14 protein-coding genes are annotated in these 15844 nt (G+C 71.2%); 7 read left to right on the plus strand and 7 right to left on the minus strand.

Features of this window, described 5'->3' with window-relative positions; all coding sequences use genetic code 11:
* Positions 1-102 precede the first annotated feature (102 nt).
* From M8J74_RS38520 to M8J74_RS38545, 6 genes are read right to left on the minus strand one after another with little or no spacing between them, the layout of a single operon-like run.
* Positions 103-1059: a fumarylacetoacetate hydrolase family protein gene (locus M8J74_RS38520; protein WP_249840887.1), complete on the minus strand. Its 957-nt coding sequence runs from the start codon at positions 1057-1059 to the stop codon at positions 103-105.
* 2 nt (positions 1060-1061) lie between these two features.
* A complete protein-coding gene (locus M8J74_RS38525) occupies positions 1062-2432 on the minus strand; it encodes an FAD-binding oxidoreductase (protein WP_249840888.1) in 1371 nt (456 codons plus the stop codon).
* Positions 2433-2443: 11 nt separating this feature from the next.
* A complete protein-coding gene (locus tag M8J74_RS38530) occupies positions 2444-3412 on the minus strand; it encodes a cyclase family protein (protein WP_249840889.1) in 969 nt (322 codons plus the stop codon).
* Entirely contained in the window at positions 3409-4410 is a 1002-nt protein-coding gene (locus M8J74_RS38535) for an amidohydrolase family protein (protein ID WP_249840890.1), read from the minus strand. Before M8J74_RS38535 ends, M8J74_RS38530 begins: the two co-directional genes overlap by 4 nt.
* Complete coding sequence (locus M8J74_RS38540) at positions 4407-5531, minus strand: FAD-dependent monooxygenase (RefSeq protein ID WP_249840891.1); 1125 nt, start codon at positions 5529-5531, stop codon at positions 4407-4409. Before M8J74_RS38540 ends, M8J74_RS38535 begins: the two co-directional genes overlap by 4 nt.
* A gap of 32 nt (positions 5532-5563) precedes the next feature.
* Positions 5564-5869, minus strand: a complete 306-nt coding sequence (locus M8J74_RS38545; protein WP_249840892.1) for an antibiotic biosynthesis monooxygenase family protein — start codon at positions 5867-5869, stop codon at positions 5564-5566.
* 230 nt (positions 5870-6099) lie between these two features.
* Between M8J74_RS38545 and M8J74_RS38550 the strand changes: the two genes are divergently transcribed.
* From M8J74_RS38550 to M8J74_RS38570, 5 genes are all read left to right on the plus strand, one after another.
* The gene (locus tag M8J74_RS38550) at positions 6100-7065 is read left to right on the plus strand and encodes a fumarylacetoacetate hydrolase family protein (RefSeq protein ID WP_249840893.1); all 966 of its coding nucleotides are present in this window, start codon (positions 6100-6102) and stop codon (positions 7063-7065) included.
* Complete coding sequence (locus M8J74_RS38555) at positions 7062-7997, plus strand: VOC family protein (protein WP_249840894.1); 936 nt, start codon at positions 7062-7064, stop codon at positions 7995-7997. The genes M8J74_RS38550 and M8J74_RS38555 overlap by 4 nt, the downstream gene beginning before the upstream one ends.
* A 34-nt stretch (positions 7998-8031) precedes the next feature.
* On the plus strand, positions 8032-9333 hold the full coding sequence (gene hisD, locus M8J74_RS38560) for a histidinol dehydrogenase (protein WP_249840895.1): 1302 nt from the start codon (positions 8032-8034) through the stop codon (positions 9331-9333).
* A complete protein-coding gene (locus M8J74_RS38565; RefSeq protein WP_249840896.1) occupies positions 9330-10100 on the plus strand; it encodes an SDR family NAD(P)-dependent oxidoreductase in 771 nt (256 codons plus the stop codon). Before hisD ends, M8J74_RS38565 begins: the two co-directional genes overlap by 4 nt.
* A 313-nt stretch (positions 10101-10413) precedes the next feature.
* A complete protein-coding gene (locus M8J74_RS38570; RefSeq protein WP_249840897.1) occupies positions 10414-12306 on the plus strand; it encodes a hypothetical protein in 1893 nt (630 codons plus the stop codon).
* Positions 12307-13007: 701 nt separating this feature from the next.
* Here M8J74_RS38570 and M8J74_RS38575 read toward each other — a convergent pair.
* Positions 13008-13706, minus strand: a complete 699-nt coding sequence (locus M8J74_RS38575) for a TetR/AcrR family transcriptional regulator (protein ID WP_249840898.1) — start codon at positions 13704-13706, stop codon at positions 13008-13010.
* A gap of 112 nt (positions 13707-13818) precedes the next feature.
* On the opposite strand from M8J74_RS38575, the gene M8J74_RS38580 reads away from it, so the two are divergent.
* Positions 13819-14961: an FAD-dependent oxidoreductase gene (locus M8J74_RS38580; protein ID WP_249840899.1), complete on the plus strand. Its 1143-nt coding sequence runs from the start codon at positions 13819-13821 to the stop codon at positions 14959-14961.
* 74 nt (positions 14962-15035) lie between these two features.
* Positions 15036-15844: SGNH/GDSL hydrolase family protein (locus M8J74_RS38585; RefSeq protein WP_505016718.1), on the plus strand; the 809-nt coding region annotated here is incomplete at its 3' end.

Here is a 15844-nt window from a genome sequence, read left to right on the forward strand (position 1 = left end):
TAACCGGGGCGTTCCCGGCGAGGAAGGGTCGGGTGGACAATTCACAGGGACCCGATGGCTGCCATCGGATCCCTGGATACGTGCTGGTCGGAGGGGTGTGGGCTACGGCCGGGGGGTCCGCCCCCGCTTGCGTGCCCGCGGCAGGTAGGCGTCCGCCCGCCCCGGCACGACCCGGTTGGACAGCGTGCCGAGCCGTTCGACGGTCAGCGTCACCTCGTCGCCGGGCGCCAGCGGCGGCGGGGTCCGCTCGTCGAGGCGGCCCCAGAACTCCGCCAGCGCCCCCCAGCCGCAGGTGCCGGAGCCGAGGACGTCCCCGGGGCGCACCCAGGCGTCCCGGGAGGCGTAGGCGATCATCTCCTCGAACGTCCAGGAGACGTTGGCGAGGGTGTCCCGGCCGATCAGCTCGCCGTTGAGGGTGACCGTCATCTCCAGGTCCAGGAAGCCGTCCGCGTCCCGCCGGTCCGCCACCTCGTCCGCGGTGACCAGGTAGGGGCCGAGCGTGTTCGCGAAGTCCTTGCCCTTGGAGAAGCCCAGGCCGAGGTTCTTCTCCGGCTTCTGCAGATCGCGCGCCGACCAGTCGTTGAAGACCAAGTAGCCGACGATGTGCTCGCGCGCCTGCTCGGGCGTGAGGTCCCGGCCGGCGCGTCCGATCACCGCGCCGACCTCCAGTTCGAAGTCGAGATCCGAACAGCCCGCCGGCATGGGGACGTCGTCGTGGGCGCCGTAGCCGGCGTGCGGGCTGGTGAAGTAGAAGTTGGGCGCCCGGTACCACTCCTCGGGCACGTGCTCGAGGCCGTCCAGCGACTTCGACACGGCCTCGATGTGCGCCTCGAAGCCGACGAAGTCCCGGATGGAGGGCGGCTTCAGCGGCGGCAGCAGCCGCACCTCGTCGACTGTGAAGGCGCTCGGCTGCCGCAGCGCCTCCGCGCCGGCCGTGTGCAGCGCCTCCCGCTCGATCAGGGCGAGGACGGTGACTCCCTCGGGCAGCGGATGGACGATGCCGTCCCGGACCACCCCGGCGCGTTCCTCGCCCTGGTACTCGTACGTCGCGAAACGCATGCCTACTGCTCCCAGTGGTTGGTGTTGGTGACCGTGCCGGTGCTCAGGTAACCGGCGAACAGGCCCTTGGGATCGCGGACCGCCCGGATCTCCTGGAGCCGCCGCCACTGCTCGTCGCCCATGAACTTCAGCTGTCGGACGGTGAAGTCGGAGTCCCCGAGGTACTGGCCCGCGGTCACGGGCTGCATCGCCTCCATGGCCCCGTCCAGCCAGGTCCGCAGTTCCGCGTCGCGCCCCGGTTCGTCATGGACGACGTAAGTGGCGCAGTAGATCTCGGCCTGCAAGGAGAAGGCCATGTCGGGCAGTTGACGCAGTGGGGCCATGGAGAACCAGATGGTGAAGGTCCGCCGGGTGGGGTGCTCGGTGAACGCCTTGCGGATCGCCGGCACCACCTCCTCGGCCGGCCCGGTCAGCCAGGCGTTGTCGACGAAATAGCGGTGCCCCTCGGGGTTGGCGGTGCGCTGGCCCGTGAGCTGTTCGGCGATCGTGGTGGGCTGCGCCTCCACCCGGAACAGCGCCCGGTCGGCGTAGGGGTTGGCGTGCAGCGGGGCGAGCGCCTCGGCTGCCTGCTGCGGGGTGTCGGTCATCGACACGCCCGTGACCAGCAGGACGGGCTCGTCCCGGTCGGGCGGTGTCTGGGTGACCGCGACGATCTCCACCAGCTCGGAGACCGTGTGGTGCATGCCGTGCAGCCAGGTCATGACCTCGTCGAAGAGGTCGAGCGGGTAAGCGTGCACGGTGTGCGCCAGATGCCGGGGGAGCTCCCGGGTGCGCAGGTGGAAGCGGGTGACGACGCCGAAGAAGCCGGGGCCCGCGCCGCGCGCCGCCCAGAACAGGTCGCTGTTCCGCGTCTCGTCCGCGCGCACCAGTTCGCCCTCGGCGGTGACGACGTCGATCGCCGCGATGTTCTCCGCCGCCCAGCCCCAGCCGCGCGCGTTCCAGCCCTGCCCGCCCTGCAGCAGGAAGCCGCCGATGCCGACGGAGGGGCAGTGGCCGCCGTTGAAGAACCGGCCGAACTCGGCGAGGTAGGGGTTGAGTTCGTCGCCGCCCTTGACACTGGGTGTCGCCGACACGATCCGCGTGTCGGGGTCGTAGGCCAGTTCGCGGAAGCCGCCCAGGTCGATCAGCAGGGCGTCCTTGCGCACCGACCAGGCGGCCCAGCTGTGGCCACCGGAGCGGACGGCGACCTGCCAGCCCCGTTCCAGGGCGAGCCGCACGCCCTCGACGACGTCCTGCTCGGTGACGGCCTCCAGCACGGCGGCAGGCCTGCGGTCGGAGGGGCGGCGGGCGTTGAAGACCCGGCCGACGCAGGCTTCCTCGAAGCTCTCGTCGCCGGGCAGGTGCAGGGTGCCGGAGAAACGGTTGTCGTTCATGAAGGTCTCGCTCACTTGACCGCGATCGGATTGACGGGGGCGCCCACCGCTCCGGTGACCGGAAGGGGCGCGGCGACCAGCAGGAACTCGTGGACGCCGTCGGCCGCGCAGTCCTCGGCCAGCGCCTCCAGGTCCCACATCTCGCCCAGCGGCAGCCCCATGTTGGGGATCGCGATCTGGTGCAGGGGGGACATCGCCGGCTCGGCGAACTCGTACGGGCGCACCTCCAGGCCCCAGGTGTCGGAGGCGACGGCCGCGATCTCCGTACGGTGCAGCCAGCCGAGCGTGGTGAACGACAGCCCCGGCGCGTCGCCCGCCGCGTACGTGCCCCAGTCGCCGAGCCGCCGCACCCGGCCGAGCTGCCCGGTGCGCACCAGCACCAGGTCGCCGCGGCGCACCGTGGACGTGGCGCCCTGCGCCTCGATCGTGGCGCGCAGGTGCTCCTCCAGGATCGGGAAGCCGTCCGGCAGTTCGCCGTGCTCGTCGCCGACGGCGCGGCCCACGTCGAGCAGGACCCCGCGTCCGGTGAAGGCGTCGCGCATGTGCTCGATGCCGGTGACCGAGTCGCCGTCGCCGTTGACGATGGTGCACGGGCGGCCGTTCCACGCCTGCTTGTTGTCGTAGATGTGACCGAGGCCGTCCCACTGGGTGGACGCCTGGAGGGGCATCACGACGTGGTCGTCCGCGCCGCCGAAGCCGTGCGGGAAGCCCTGCGTGCCGGCCGCCGCGTCGGAGCCGGTGTCCTTCATGTAGTGCACCGGGTTGATACGGCCGCGGAACCCGCGCTGCGGTCCGTCCTCGTTGAACTCCAGCGCCAGCGAGAAGGAACGCCCGCGCCGCACCAGCCCGGCCGCGTGGGCCCGTATCGCGTCGTCGAGGAAGTTCAGCGTGCCCAGCACGTCGTCCTCGCCCCAGCGGCCCCAGTTGCGATAGGCGGCACGGGCCTTGGCGAGCTCTTCCTCGATGGGACCCAGAGTCATCGGGTACGTCCTTTCAGCAGGTCGAGGGCGTTGCCCCCGGCGATCGCGGCCCGCTCGGCCGGGGGCAGGCCGGCCGCGTCCAGGCGGGCCAGCGGGTCGGTCACGCCCATGTCGAAAGGGTGGTCCGTGCCGAGCACGACCCGGTCGGCGCCCACCTCCTCGACCAGATGGCGCAGGGCGCGCGGGGTGTACACCAGCGCGTCGAACCACATGCGGCGCAGGTAGGCGCTCGGGGGCTCGGCGCAGCCGCGGGCGTCCTCGCGCACCCGCCAGGCGTGGTCGGAGCGCCCTGCATACGTCGGCAGGTAGCCGCCGCCGTGCGCGGCCACCAGCTTCAGGCCGGGGAACCGGTCCAGGACGCCGGTGAAGATCAGGTGCGAGAGCGCCACCGTCGTCTCCACCGGCTGCCCGACCGTGTTGCCGAGGTAGCGGGTCGCCAGCCGCTCGCCCAGCGAGCAGCCCCACGGGTGGACGAAGACCACCGCACCCAGTTCCTCGGCTTTCTCCCACACCGGGTCGTGCGCCGGGTCGGCCAGCTCCCGGCCGTCGACGGTCGTGGAGACGCTGACCCCGTACAGGCCGAGCCCGGTGACCGCCCACTCCAGCAGCTCCACCGCGAGGGCGGGGTGCTGGAGTGGCAGGGTGCCGAGCCCGTACAGCCGCTCCGGGGCCTCGGCGCAGTGCGCGGCGACCGTCTCGCCGACCGTGCGGGCGAGCCGGCCGGCGAGGTCCTCGTCCGCCCAGTAGTGGTGCATCGGCATCGGGCCGACGACCTGGATGTCGACGCCCATCGCGTCCAGGTCCGCGAGCCGCTCCGGGACGCTCGTCAGCTTTCCGGCCAGCCGGTGGAGCTGCGCGCGGTTGACGGACAGCGACTCGGGGGAGTGGGCGCGCTGCTCGGCCGCCAGTTCGGCGGCGAGCCCCGGCGCGCCGTCGACCAGGGCGTCGGCGGCCGGGACGGCCAGGTGGCCGTGGAAGTCGACGACCGGCGTGCTCATGCGGCCGCCGTCAGCGACTGCAGCGTCTCCGACATGATCCGCGCCGGGTCGGCGCCCGGCGTGGCCGGGTCGATCTCCCACTCGGCCAGCCGCAGGGAGTTCTCCAGCACCATCCGAACCCGCGGCAGCCGCCGCGCCATGAACTCGTCCAGGGACCGCTCCACCGGCAGTTCCCCGGTGACCAGGGTGGCCAGCAGCACCGCGTCCTCCATGCACATGGCGGCTCCCTGCGCGATCAGCGGCGGGCAGGCGTGCGCGGCGTCCCCGACGACCATCGCCCGGCCGCGGTGCCACGCCTCGTCGACCAGCACCGCCTCGATCCAGCGGTAGTCCACCGCCGTGTCGTCCGGCAGCGAGGCGATGATCTCGCCCCACATGCCGCCGTATCCGGCGGCGCGCTCGCGCAGCAGCGACAGCGGGGCGCGCGGCCCGATCAGCGAGGCGTCGAGGTTCTCGTCGAGGAGGTAGGCGTAGCAGCGGTCGGCGGAGATCGGGCTGTAGCCGGCCTTGAAGCGCGGACCGCCGTAGTACACCTCGGCACAGTCCATCCCGGCGGGCCGCTCGGCGACCACCCGGAAGATCGACATGCCGACCGGGTGCGGCCGCTGGGAGAGGCCGATGAGCGCGCGCATCGACGAGTTGATGCCGTCGGCGCCGACCACCAGGTCGTAGCGGCCGGTGGAGCCGTCGGTGAAGGACACGTCCACGTGTCCGGGCGACTGCTGCAGCCGGTCGACGCTCAGTCCGAGACGGACCCGCACGCCCTGCGCGTACACCGCGTCGCACAGCGCGTCCTGCAGGTCCGAGCGCAGCGCGCCCGCCGTGGACGGCAGGTCCGGGCCGCCGGTGTGCGGGGTCGGCAGCTCGCTGATCAGGCTGCCGTCCGCGCGGCGCAGCCGCATGATGTCGAACGGCACGGCCCGCCGCAGCACCCGGTCCAGCACGCCCACCGAGCGCAGCGCCTTGAGCGCGTTGCCCTGCACGGTGATGCCGTGGCCCACACCGAACCACTGGGGGGAGATCTCGACGAGTTCGACGTCGGCGCCGCGCTGGGCGAGTGCCAGCGACAGCACGCTTCCGGTGATGCCGCCGCCGACGACGAGCACCTTCTGTACGGGCATGGGGATCCTTGCGAACGTAGAAGAGGAGGGGGTCAGCCGGAGAAGCGCGCGCCGAGCTCGTGGTAGTGCTCCACGGCCGGCGGAGCGGCGAAGAACGGGCCGACCAGGGCCCGCCAGCGCGCGAAGCGCTCCGATTTCCGGAAGCCGGCGGTGTGCGCCTCGACCGACTCCCAGCCGACCAGGAGCAGGAAGGTCCGCGGCCGTTCCTCGCACCTGAGCAGCTCGGCCCAGCGGAACCCGTCGGCCTCGGTGAGCACCTCCCGTGCCGTGCCGAAGACCTCCTGGAACTCCTCTTCCCGGCCGGCCTCGACGGTCAGCTCGGCATGCTCGACGACCACGTGTTTCTCCTCATGACGGTGGGTGCTCCGAGACTGCTCGGGCGATCGATGCAGGGTCAACGGATCGAGGCATCGGCAAGGGGGACGTCATGCATTCCGTACGGCGATGGAGGCGCGGTTCAGCCGCCGGGAGGGCCGCCGATGGCAGCCATCGTGAACGGCCATTTCCGCCGCCCGGCCCGGCTGCCTAGCGTCAGGGGCGTTCCCCACCCCGACGAGGAGAGCCGCCCGTGCCCGATCCACTCACCCCTGCCGGACCGTTCGCGCTCGGCACGTTCCGCAGCAGCGCAGGCGTCGCCTTCCCCGGCCTGGTCACCGGGGCCCGCGTACGCGACCTGTCCGACCTGGTGCCGTCCGTGCGCGCCCTGGTCGAGGACTGGGACACCTGGCTGCCCCGGCTCGACGGACTCGCCCGGTCCGCCGACGGCGCCTGGCACGACCTCGCGGCCCTGTGCGTGCTGCCTCCGCTGGAGCCGGGCCAGATCCTGCAGAGCGGCGCCAACTACCGCAAGCACGTGGTCGATCTGGTCGCCGCCGAGAAGGAGAGCGTGCACGGCGCCACCCCCGAGGAGGCCCGCGCCGACGCCGAGAAGATGATGGACGAGCGCATCCGCAGCGGAGTGCCGTACGTCTTCCTCGGCTCGACGCGCGCGATGTGCGGCCCCTACGACGACATCGTGCTGCCCGCGCTCGGCGAGCAGCACGACTGGGAGCTCGAACTCGCCCTGGTCATCGGCAGGAAGGGCCGTGACATCCCGGCCGGGGAGGCGATGTCGTACGTCGCCGGCTACACCATCTGCAACGACCTCACCACCCGCGACCGCCTGTACCGGCCCGACCTGAAGGCCATCGGCACCGACTGGTTCACCGCCAAGAACGCCGACACCTTCCTGCCCACCGGCCCCTTCCTGGTGCCGGCCGCCTTCGTCGGCGACCCGGACGACCTGCGCATCACCCTGCGGCACAACGGAGTCGTCCGGCAGGACGAGTCCACCAAGGACATGATCTTCGACATCCCGCGGCTCATCGCGTACGTCTCCACGACCACCACCCTGCACCCCGGCGACCTGCTGCTCACCGGCTCCCCGGCGGGCAACGGCGCGCACTGGGGCGTCTTCCTGAAGCCGGGCGACGTCCTGGAGGCGGAGATCACCGGCCTGGGCCACCAGCGCAACACCGTCAGGAGCCAGCCATGAGTTTCCAGCCCATCACCCACCTGCGCCATGTCGACCTGGCCGTCCCGGACTTCGACGCCCAGCGCGCCTTCTACGGCACCACCTGGGGCCTGACCGAGATCGCCAACGACAGCGGCCTCGCCTTCTTCGCCGCCGAGGGCAGCCCCGAGCAGTACGTCGTACGGATCCGCCAGGACGAACGCAAGCGCATGGATCTGGTCGCCTTCGGCGCGGTGTCGCCCGCGGCGGTGGACGAACTCGCGCTGCGCCTCGGCCGGGCCGGGGTCCGGATCGTCCACGAGCCGAAGCCGCTGGACACCCCCGGCGGCGGCTACGGTCTGCGCTTCTTCGACCCGGACGGCCGGGTCGTGGAGGTCTCCGCGGACGTCGCCGACCGCGCCCACCGCAGGATCGAGGAGCGGGAGGCGGTCCCCGTGCGCCTGTCGCACTGCGTCGTCAACTCCCAGGACCCGGCCGGTCTGCGCGACTTCTACGTCGAGCACCTCGGCTTCCGGCTCACCGACACCCTGTACTCCACGCACATGGGCGACCTCATGTACTTCCTGCGGTGCAGTCCGCTGCACCACTCCTTCGCCATCGCCCGCGGCCCCCATGTGTCGTTGCATCACGCCTCGTTCGAGATGCGGGGAGTGGAGGAGTACATGCGCGGCACCGGGCGCGCGCTGCGTGCCGGCACCCGGCTGACCTGGGGCCCGGGCCGGCACCTCGCGGGAGACAACACCTTCTCCTACTTCCACGACCCGCACGGCAACACGGTGGAGTACACCACCGAACTCGCCGTCCTCGAAGAGGACCTGTGGCATCCAGGCCGCCACGACGTCGACGACCCGATGACCCAGGACCAGTGGGGCACCGCCGACCCGATGAGCGAGTCGGTCGCCAAGGAGCAGTTCAACGACCCCGACGTGCTGTTCGAAGCGCCGCCCGTCTGACTCCCTTCCCACGACCACCAGAAAGGCCCCAGTCGTGTCAGAGATCCTGAAGCACGCCGTCCCCAAGGCGGAGGTCGCCGCCTCCCTCGACCAGGTGCGCGAGACCGTCGCCGGTGTCATCGCGGACATCCGCGAGCGCGGTGACGACGCTGTACGCGCGTACTCCGAGAAGTTCGACAAGTGGAGCCCGGAATTCTTCCGGCTGAGCGAGGAGGAGGTCGAGAAGATCGTCGCGTCGGTGCCGCAGCAGGTCATCGACGACATCCGGTTCGTGCAGGACCAGGTCCGCACCTTCGCCCGCCACCAACTCGACTCCCTGAAGGAGTTCGAGGTGGAGACGCTGCCCGGCGTGCGGCTCGGGCAGAAGCACGTCCCCGTGCAGGCGGCGGGCGCCTACGTCCCCGGCGGCCGCTACCCGCTCACCGCCTCCGCCCACATGACCATCGTCACTGCCAAGGTCGCGGGCGTCCCGCGGGTGGTCGCCTGCACGCCTCCCATCCGCGGGGAGATACCCGCCGCCACCGTCGCCGCCATGCACCTCGCCGGCGCGGACGAGATCTGGCTGCTCGGCGGGGTCCAGGCGGTCGCCGCGATGGCCGTCGGCACGGACACCATGCAGCCGGTCAACCTGATCGCCGGGCCCGGCAACGCCTACGTCGCCGAGGCCAAGCGGCAGCTGTTCGGCGAGATCGGCATCGACCTGTTCGCCGGCCCGACCGAGATCCTGGTCCTCGCCGACGAGCACGCCGACCCGTTCGTGTGCGCCGTCGACCTGCTCTCCCAGGCCGAGCACGGCCCCGACTCCCCGGCCGTACTGATCACCACCTCCCGCGAGGTCGCCCAGAAGACGATCGCCGAGGTCGAGCGGCTGCTGCCGGGCCTGCCCACCCGTGACTTCGCCGAGCCCGCCTGGCGCGACCACGGCCAGGTGCACGTCGTCGACTCGCTCGACGAGATGTACGCGCTGGCCGACGAGTTCGCCTTTGAACACGTCGAGGTGCTGACCCGCCGGCCGCGCGAGGCGCTGGCGCGGATGACCCAGTACGGTGCCCTGTTCCTCGGCGAGGGCACCTGCGTGTCCTTCGGCGACAAGGTCATCGGTACCAACCACGTACTGCCGACCCGCGGCGCCGCCCGCTACACCGGCGGCCTGTGGGTGGGCAAGTACCTCAAGACGGTGACCTACCAGGAGGTCACCGACACCGCCTCGCAGGCCCTGCTCGGCCGGGTGTGCGGGCGGGCCTCCCGGGTGGAGCTGTTCGAAGGGCACGCCCGCTCCGGCGACGTACGTGCCGCGCGGGCCGCCGGGGACGAGCTGCCGTGGAACACCGCATGACCCTCCAGGGGCGCACCGCCCTCGTGACGGGCGGGGGAGGGCCGCTGGGGCGGGCGTTCGCCCTGGCCCTGGCCGGCGCCGGCGTCCGCGTCGTCCTGGTCGGCCGGAGCGAGCGAGCGCTGACGGAGGCGGCGGCCCGCGTCACCGAGCAGGGCGGCGCGGCCCGCACCGCCGTGTGCGATGTCGCCGACCCGGCGTCGGTCACCCGGCTCGCCACCGAACTAGCCGACGAGGACGTGTCGTTGCTCGTCAACAACGCAGGCGTCGCAGGCCCGGTGCGGCCGCTCGTCGACATCGAGCCGGACGAGTGGGACGAGGTGTTCGCGGTCAACGTCCGCGGCGTCTACCTCATGTGCCGGGCCTTCCTGCCCCGCATGACCGCGGCCGGGCGGGGCGACGTCGTCAACGTCGCCTCGGTCAGCGGCAAGCGCCCGCTGCTCAACCGCACCCCCTACACCGCCTCCAAGATGGCGCTGCTCGGGCTCACTCGCACCCTGGCGGGGGAGGTGGGCCCGCACGGGGTCTCCGTCAACTCCCTGTCGCCCGGACCGGTCCGCGGCCCGCGCATGGACCGCAATTTCCGGCTCACCGCCGAACTGACCGGCTGCTCCGTCCAGGAGGCCGAACGCGACTTCGCCTCCCGGGCGGCCCTCGGCCGGCTCGTCGAGGAGGAAGAGGTTGCCCGCGCCCTGCTGGCGATGCTCGCCATGCCGGGCCTGTGCGGCGCGGACATCGACCTGTCGGCCGGGATGATCGCCCCCGCGTAAAACGCATCGCCGGCACAACAGAAGTTGAACGACGAGGTGGACGGCGCGGACGCCGCCCGCCTCGTCGTCGTGTCCGCGCCCCGGCCACCCTGTGGCCACTCTGTGTGATTGCCATGGAACGGGCCGCCCGATCCGAGGCATCGGGTTCCGGGATGCGTGTGTGAGGTGCCTATTGACCTCTGTACAGGGCTGGTTCACTCCGTCGTGCACCCCAGGTGCTCTGTCCCGGACCGTCCCGCCGCATGCCCCGCGGGCCGGTTCGTCACGCTGCGCGACAGCGCACTCGAACCGTGGAAGGCACGCAATGACGCTGATGACCCGACGCTCCATCCTGATCGCAGGTTCCGCCACGGCCGGAGCCCTGCTGGTTCCGGCCGCCTCCGCCGTCGCCGCGCCCGTCGTGAGCGGAAACCGGATCACCATCGGCTCCGGCGAGACCTACGAGCTCGCGGCGACCACGCGGGTGAGCCGGCTGACGATCGCGGAGGGCGGGCGGATCGTCGCCCCGGACGGCCACAGCCTCACCCTCACCGTCGACGGGGTGGAGACCGGCCAGCTGCTGACCGAGACCGGCGGCACCGCGACCCTCGTCGAGCCGGGCACCTACCGCGGCGACGTGGTCCTCACGGTGACGGCGCGGAACGAGGTCACGTACCAGACGCTGACCTTCCCCTTCCGGCAGGCGCTCTACGTCGACGGCGACGGCGTGGTCCGCGACAAGTCCGTCCTCGCGGCGGTGGTCGGCGGCAGGCTCACCGACTCCTTCGCCAGGAACGTGTCGATCACCTCCACCGGCGAGTGCTTCGACGGCGTGTACGTGCGAGACGCCGCCTACACGCTGAACCGGCCCACCATCTCCCTCACCGGCAACGGCCGCAGCGACTTCGCCGGCTACGGCGCCGCGGTGGTCGGCGCCGGCGCCTCCACCCGGCTGGTCCTGGACGGGGCCCGCATCACCAACAAGGGAGTCGTCCGCACCGCCGTCATCGCCGACGACGGCGCCGACGTGGTCGTGAAGAACTCCTTCATCCGCTGCCGCAACGGTGTGCTGCCCGCCGACTACCAGGCCACCGTCGAAACCCCGTACATGCAGTCGGTGCCCTGGATGCTCGGCCTCGACGGAAACGTCCGCTCCACCAACCTCCTCGGCAAGGACAGCACCGCCACCTACCTCGGCTCCATCGTCTTCTCGGAGACCTGGGGCGCCCTGTCAGTGGAGGGCGGCAGTGGGCTGAAACTGACGGCGGTCAACAGCCACGTCGGCAACACCGGGGCGTACGGCTACGGCACCTACGCCATCGGCGACGCCGTGGTCCGCGTCCTCGGCTGCCGCTTCGACGTCGGCAGCTACGCCACCATCATCGCGGGCCCGGCCGCGGTCGTGCACTACGGCGACAGCACCCCGGCCGTCGTTGCGGCACTGAACACGGAGCTCGGGCTGGGGTTGTCGAGCGCCGAGCTGGCGGACCTCCCGGCGCGCAACACGGTCGTGAACTCGGGGCACTTCGGCTACATGTTCTTCGGCGCCGGCACCCTCACCCTGGACGGCGGCACGGTCGTCAACTCGGAGCGGGCGACCTTCCTCAACAAGGGCCAGCAGACCGCCATCACCGTCGACGGGGCCAAGGGCGCCCGCCTCAACCCGCGTGACGGCGTCATCCTGCAGATGATCGAGCTGGACGACCCGGGCCCGGTCAACGTCGACGGCAAGATGATGAACGTGGGCGTCTACACCGAGCCCACCGGCGACCCCGCGAAGGACGCCTCCTTCGACGTGACCGCCGCCCACGCCGCCGACTCGGCCGCCACCTTCTCCTCCATCGCGCTGAAGGGCGACTTCTACAACGGCGTGCGCAAGGGCAAGAACATGGTCCTCACCTTCGAGGACGCCACGGTCGAGGGCGTCATCTCGGCCTCCCGGACCAGGCACCGGGTGGACACGATCGACTCCTCCGCCTTCTACGAGCTGGGCATCGTCACCAACACCGTGCGGCCCGCCGTCAACAACGGCGTGGTCGTCCGCCTGAACAGCGGCTCGGCGTGGACCGTCACCGGCACCTCGTACCTGACCGCGCTGACCGTCGCCGCCGACGCGGCCGTCAAGGCGCCGTCGGGCAAGTCGTTGGTCATGACGGTGGACGGCACCGAGACGGCCCTGACCGCCGGGAACACCTACACGGGAGCCATCACGCTGACCGTGGCGTGACCTGCCGTGTGACGTCGCACGGTACGGCGTCGGCGGAGGCGGGTGGCCTCCGCCGACGCGGCGTTCCGGGGCCACAGCGTGTCGGTCGGGAACCGTGAATCCGTCTACCAGCAGCTTCATCGCGTGGGCAGGCCAACCAGCGGTTCCGCAACGAAGTTGGCCGCCGACACACATGGTGGCCATCGCCGAAGTCGACGACACGGCAGCGGCGGAACCCGGCACTGCGCGGAACAGCTGCGGGCTGGTGAGCTGGATATAGAGCCGCCGCAACGTCATCGAGGCCCTGAACCTGCGCACGAGTGAGGAGATCGCTCTCGCCCGACGGCGCATCGCCGACGAAGGGCTGACACTCGGCCTTCCGCTCGCTGCCCAGGTGGAGTTCGACACATGACGGGCCGCCGGCAACCGCACGGTGCCGCATCGGGCATCTTCGCCGATGACGAACCGGTCGTGCAGTCCGTGCCCTTGCTGGTCGGCGCGACGTCCCCGGGTCTTCGGCGACACGACCGGTCGGGACTTCCATGGCGTTCTTCGCCGCCCGGCGAGTCATCCGACCGGGCAGTGGCGGCTGCCGTTCACCAGGCTGAGCCCGGCCCGGAGTCTCCTCGCCCGCGAGTTGGCGATGACCGAGTTCAACCCGCGCCGGTGCACGGCGGCGCGGATGGCCGAGCGATCGACTCCGCAGTGTCCGGACCGTGAAGTCATGCGGGCGGTCGCGGGTCCGCGGTCGTGTTCAGGCCGTCCAGGAGCATGTCGAGGCCGGCGATGAACTGGTCACGATCGGCATGGTCGCGCAGGTGCTGGGTGGTGCGCGTCAGGAAGGGGTAGTCGGCCGGGTCGAGTTCTTCCCAGCGTTGGGCGGTCTCGGCGAGGAAGTCGTCGCGGCTGACGGTCGCGTCGTGGGTGGTGCGCGGGGTGATGATCTGGGCGCTGACGCCGGTGATGTAGTAGGAGATCGCGGTGGCGACCGCGAAATGCCGGTCGGCCGGCAGCCCGGTTCGTGCGACCAGGGTGCCGATGCGGTCGAGCAGGCGCAGCGCGTTCGCCAGCGTGGGCGGCGCGGAGACGTGGGACGCCGCCCACGGGTGCTGGTCAAGGGCGTCGAAGACGGCGACGGCAAGCGCGCGCAGCCCAGAGCCGGTCTCTTCCTCAGGGCTCGCGTGCGCGGCGAAGGCGTGGCCGAGCACCTGATCGGCGGCCAGGGCGACCAGCTCGTCCTTGTTCGCCACGTGCCAGTACAGCGCGCCGGGCCCGGTGTTCAGCTCTTTGGCCAGCAGCCTGAAGGTGAGCCCCCGCTCGCCCAGCTCGTCCAGCAGTGAGACGGCCGCGCCGACGATCAGCTCTTGGGAGAGGGCGTCGGCCCGCCCCCCGGTGGGTGCTCTTCCTCGCGTCCGCTGCATGACCTCATTTTGACACACCCTGGACCGGCGTTCCATATTGCTTATGGAACGCCGGTCCAAATGGACGTCGGGTGCGTGCCCGACGCTGCGCCGTGCGGAAACGAGGAAGCCCATGAACACCAGCCACCATCCGATCGCTATCGTCGGCGCCGGCCTCGGCGGCCTGACCCTCGCCCGGGTCCTGCACGTCCACGGCATCCAGGCGACGGTCTACGAGGCCGATCCCTCGGAAAAGTTCCGCACGCAGGGCGGGCAGCTCGACATCCATGAGGCCGACGGGCAGCGCGCGCTCGCGGACGCCGGCCTCACCGACGAGTTCCGCGCGATCATCCACGAGGGCGCCGAGGCGTCGCGCGTGCTCGACCAGGACGGCAAGGTGCTGTTCGAGGCGCCGGACGACGGCGCGGGGCGGCGTCCCGAAGTGCTCCGCGGAGACCTGCGCCGGATCCTGCTCGACTCCCTGCCCGATCAGACGGTCCGGTGGGGACGCAAGGCCACCGGTGTCCGGCCCCTCGGCGACGGCCGACACGAGCTGACCTTCACCGACGGCACGACCGTGACCACCGGTCTCCTCGTCGGCGCCGACGGCGCCTGGTCGAAGGTCCGCCCGCTGCTCTCCGACGCCGAACCGAGCTACACCGGCACGACATTCATCGACGTCTACCTGTACCACGCCGACGAGCGGCACCCCGCGGCGGCCGAGGCGGTCGGTGTCGGCGCGATGTACGCACTGGCTCCGGGCAAAGGGATCATCGCGCACCGCGAGGCGGGAAACATCCTGCACACGTACGTCGCGCTGAACCGCTCCGCCGAGTGGATCGCCGCCATCGACTTCACCGACGCCGCCGCCGCGACCGCCCGGATCGCGGCCGAGTTCCACGGCTGGGCCCCGGAGCTCACCGCACTGATCACCGACGGCGAGACCGCTCCGGTCGCCCGCTCGATCCACACCCTCCCGGACGGACACCGATGGGAGCGCGTGCCCGGAGTGACGCTTGTCGGCGATGCCGCACACCTGATGCCGCCGTCCGGTGACGGCGCAAACCTGGCGATGTTCGACGGCGCCGAACTCGGCAAGGCGATCGCCGCTCACCCCAACGACGTCGAGGAGGCTCTCACCGCCTACGAAGCGGCGCTGTTCGCCCGAACGGAACCCTTCTATGCCGAGGCGCACGACATGCTGAACCTCATGATCGGCGACAACGCACCGTCCGGATTCCTCGACCTCTTCACCGCCGCCGACCAGGCCGAGTGACATCGACACCCGGCAGCCGACCCACAGCAGACGAAGAAGAGGCCAGCTTGAGCACACACGAGACCGACGACGGCATGGGCTGGGCGCCGACCTGGACCCAGGCCATCACCGACTTCCGCGGTGAGGATGACGAGCCGCCTTTCGACGATGTCACCGTCCGCATGACCGTGCCCGCGAGCATCGGCGGCAGCCGCGTCCGGGTGGAGCTGTCCAATCTCTTCGGGGACGGCACCGTTCGGATCGCACGAAGCGCCATCGGCGTCTGCGGACGGTACGTCGAGGTCTCCATCGACGGGCAGTCATCGTTTGAGATCCCGGCCGGCACATCGCGGTGGACCGACCCGGTCGACCTGACCGTCAGCCACGGCGACGAGATCGTCGTCGATCTGTATCTGCCCGAGTCCACGCCCTACACGTCAGCGAACGGATTCACGTTCGACCGGTCCCTGTCGGGCGACTTCGTAGGATCACGGGCGTTCCCGCTCGAAGGATCGACGCCGATGGGGGCCGACGCATCGCGCGAATTCCCTGCCACCAACACCAACACCGGCACCGGACCCGAGTCTGACGGGAACGGCTGGTCCCTGCCTCCGGGAGGTCCTTTCCTGCGTACCGTCGAGGTGGCCGGAGCCGAGGCGAAGGCGGTGGTCGTATGCCTCGGGGCATCCAGCACGGCCATGGGGTGGCCGCAGTACACCGCAGCCCTGCTTCCCGCTGATGCCGGGATCGCCGTCGTCAACCGAGGCATCGCAGGAAACCGCATCCGACTCGACGCACCATCAACGGCTCCGTCCTGGGGCCGGGCCGGCTTGTCCCGGTTCGACGAGGACGTGCTCGAAACCCACGGCGTGACACACCTGGTGATCGCCTACAACAGCAACGA

It is taken from the genome of Streptomyces panaciradicis (assembly GCF_023516615.1).
Taxonomy (GTDB): domain Bacteria; phylum Actinomycetota; class Actinomycetes; order Streptomycetales; family Streptomycetaceae; genus Streptomyces; species Streptomyces panaciradicis.

Excerpts from the sequence above, each read along its gene's own strand:
- M8J74_RS38520 (WP_249840887.1), bottom strand. The coding sequence starts at position 1,059 with ATGCGTTTCGCGACGTACGAGTACCAGGGCGAGGAACGCGCCGGGGTG.
- M8J74_RS38525 (WP_249840888.1), bottom strand. The coding sequence starts at position 2,432 with ATGAACGACAACCGTTTCTCCGGCACCCTGCACCTGCCCGGCGACGAG.
- M8J74_RS38530 (WP_249840889.1), bottom strand. The coding sequence starts at position 3,412 with ATGACTCTGGGTCCCATCGAGGAAGAGCTCGCCAAGGCCCGTGCCGCC.
- M8J74_RS38535 (WP_249840890.1), bottom strand. The coding sequence starts at position 4,410 with ATGAGCACGCCGGTCGTCGACTTCCACGGCCACCTGGCCGTCCCGGCC.
- M8J74_RS38540 (WP_249840891.1), bottom strand. The coding sequence starts at position 5,531 with ATGCCCGTACAGAAGGTGCTCGTCGTCGGCGGCGGCATCACCGGAAGC.
- M8J74_RS38555 (WP_249840894.1), top strand. The coding sequence starts at position 7,062 with ATGAGTTTCCAGCCCATCACCCACCTGCGCCATGTCGACCTGGCCGTC.
- M8J74_RS38565 (WP_249840896.1), top strand. The coding sequence starts at position 9,330 with ATGACCCTCCAGGGGCGCACCGCCCTCGTGACGGGCGGGGGAGGGCCG.
- M8J74_RS38570 (WP_249840897.1), top strand. The coding sequence starts at position 10,414 with ATGACCCGACGCTCCATCCTGATCGCAGGTTCCGCCACGGCCGGAGCC.
- M8J74_RS38575 (WP_249840898.1), bottom strand. The coding sequence starts at position 13,706 with ATGCAGCGGACGCGAGGAAGAGCACCCACCGGGGGGCGGGCCGACGCC.
- M8J74_RS38580 (WP_249840899.1), top strand. The coding sequence starts at position 13,819 with ATGAACACCAGCCACCATCCGATCGCTATCGTCGGCGCCGGCCTCGGC.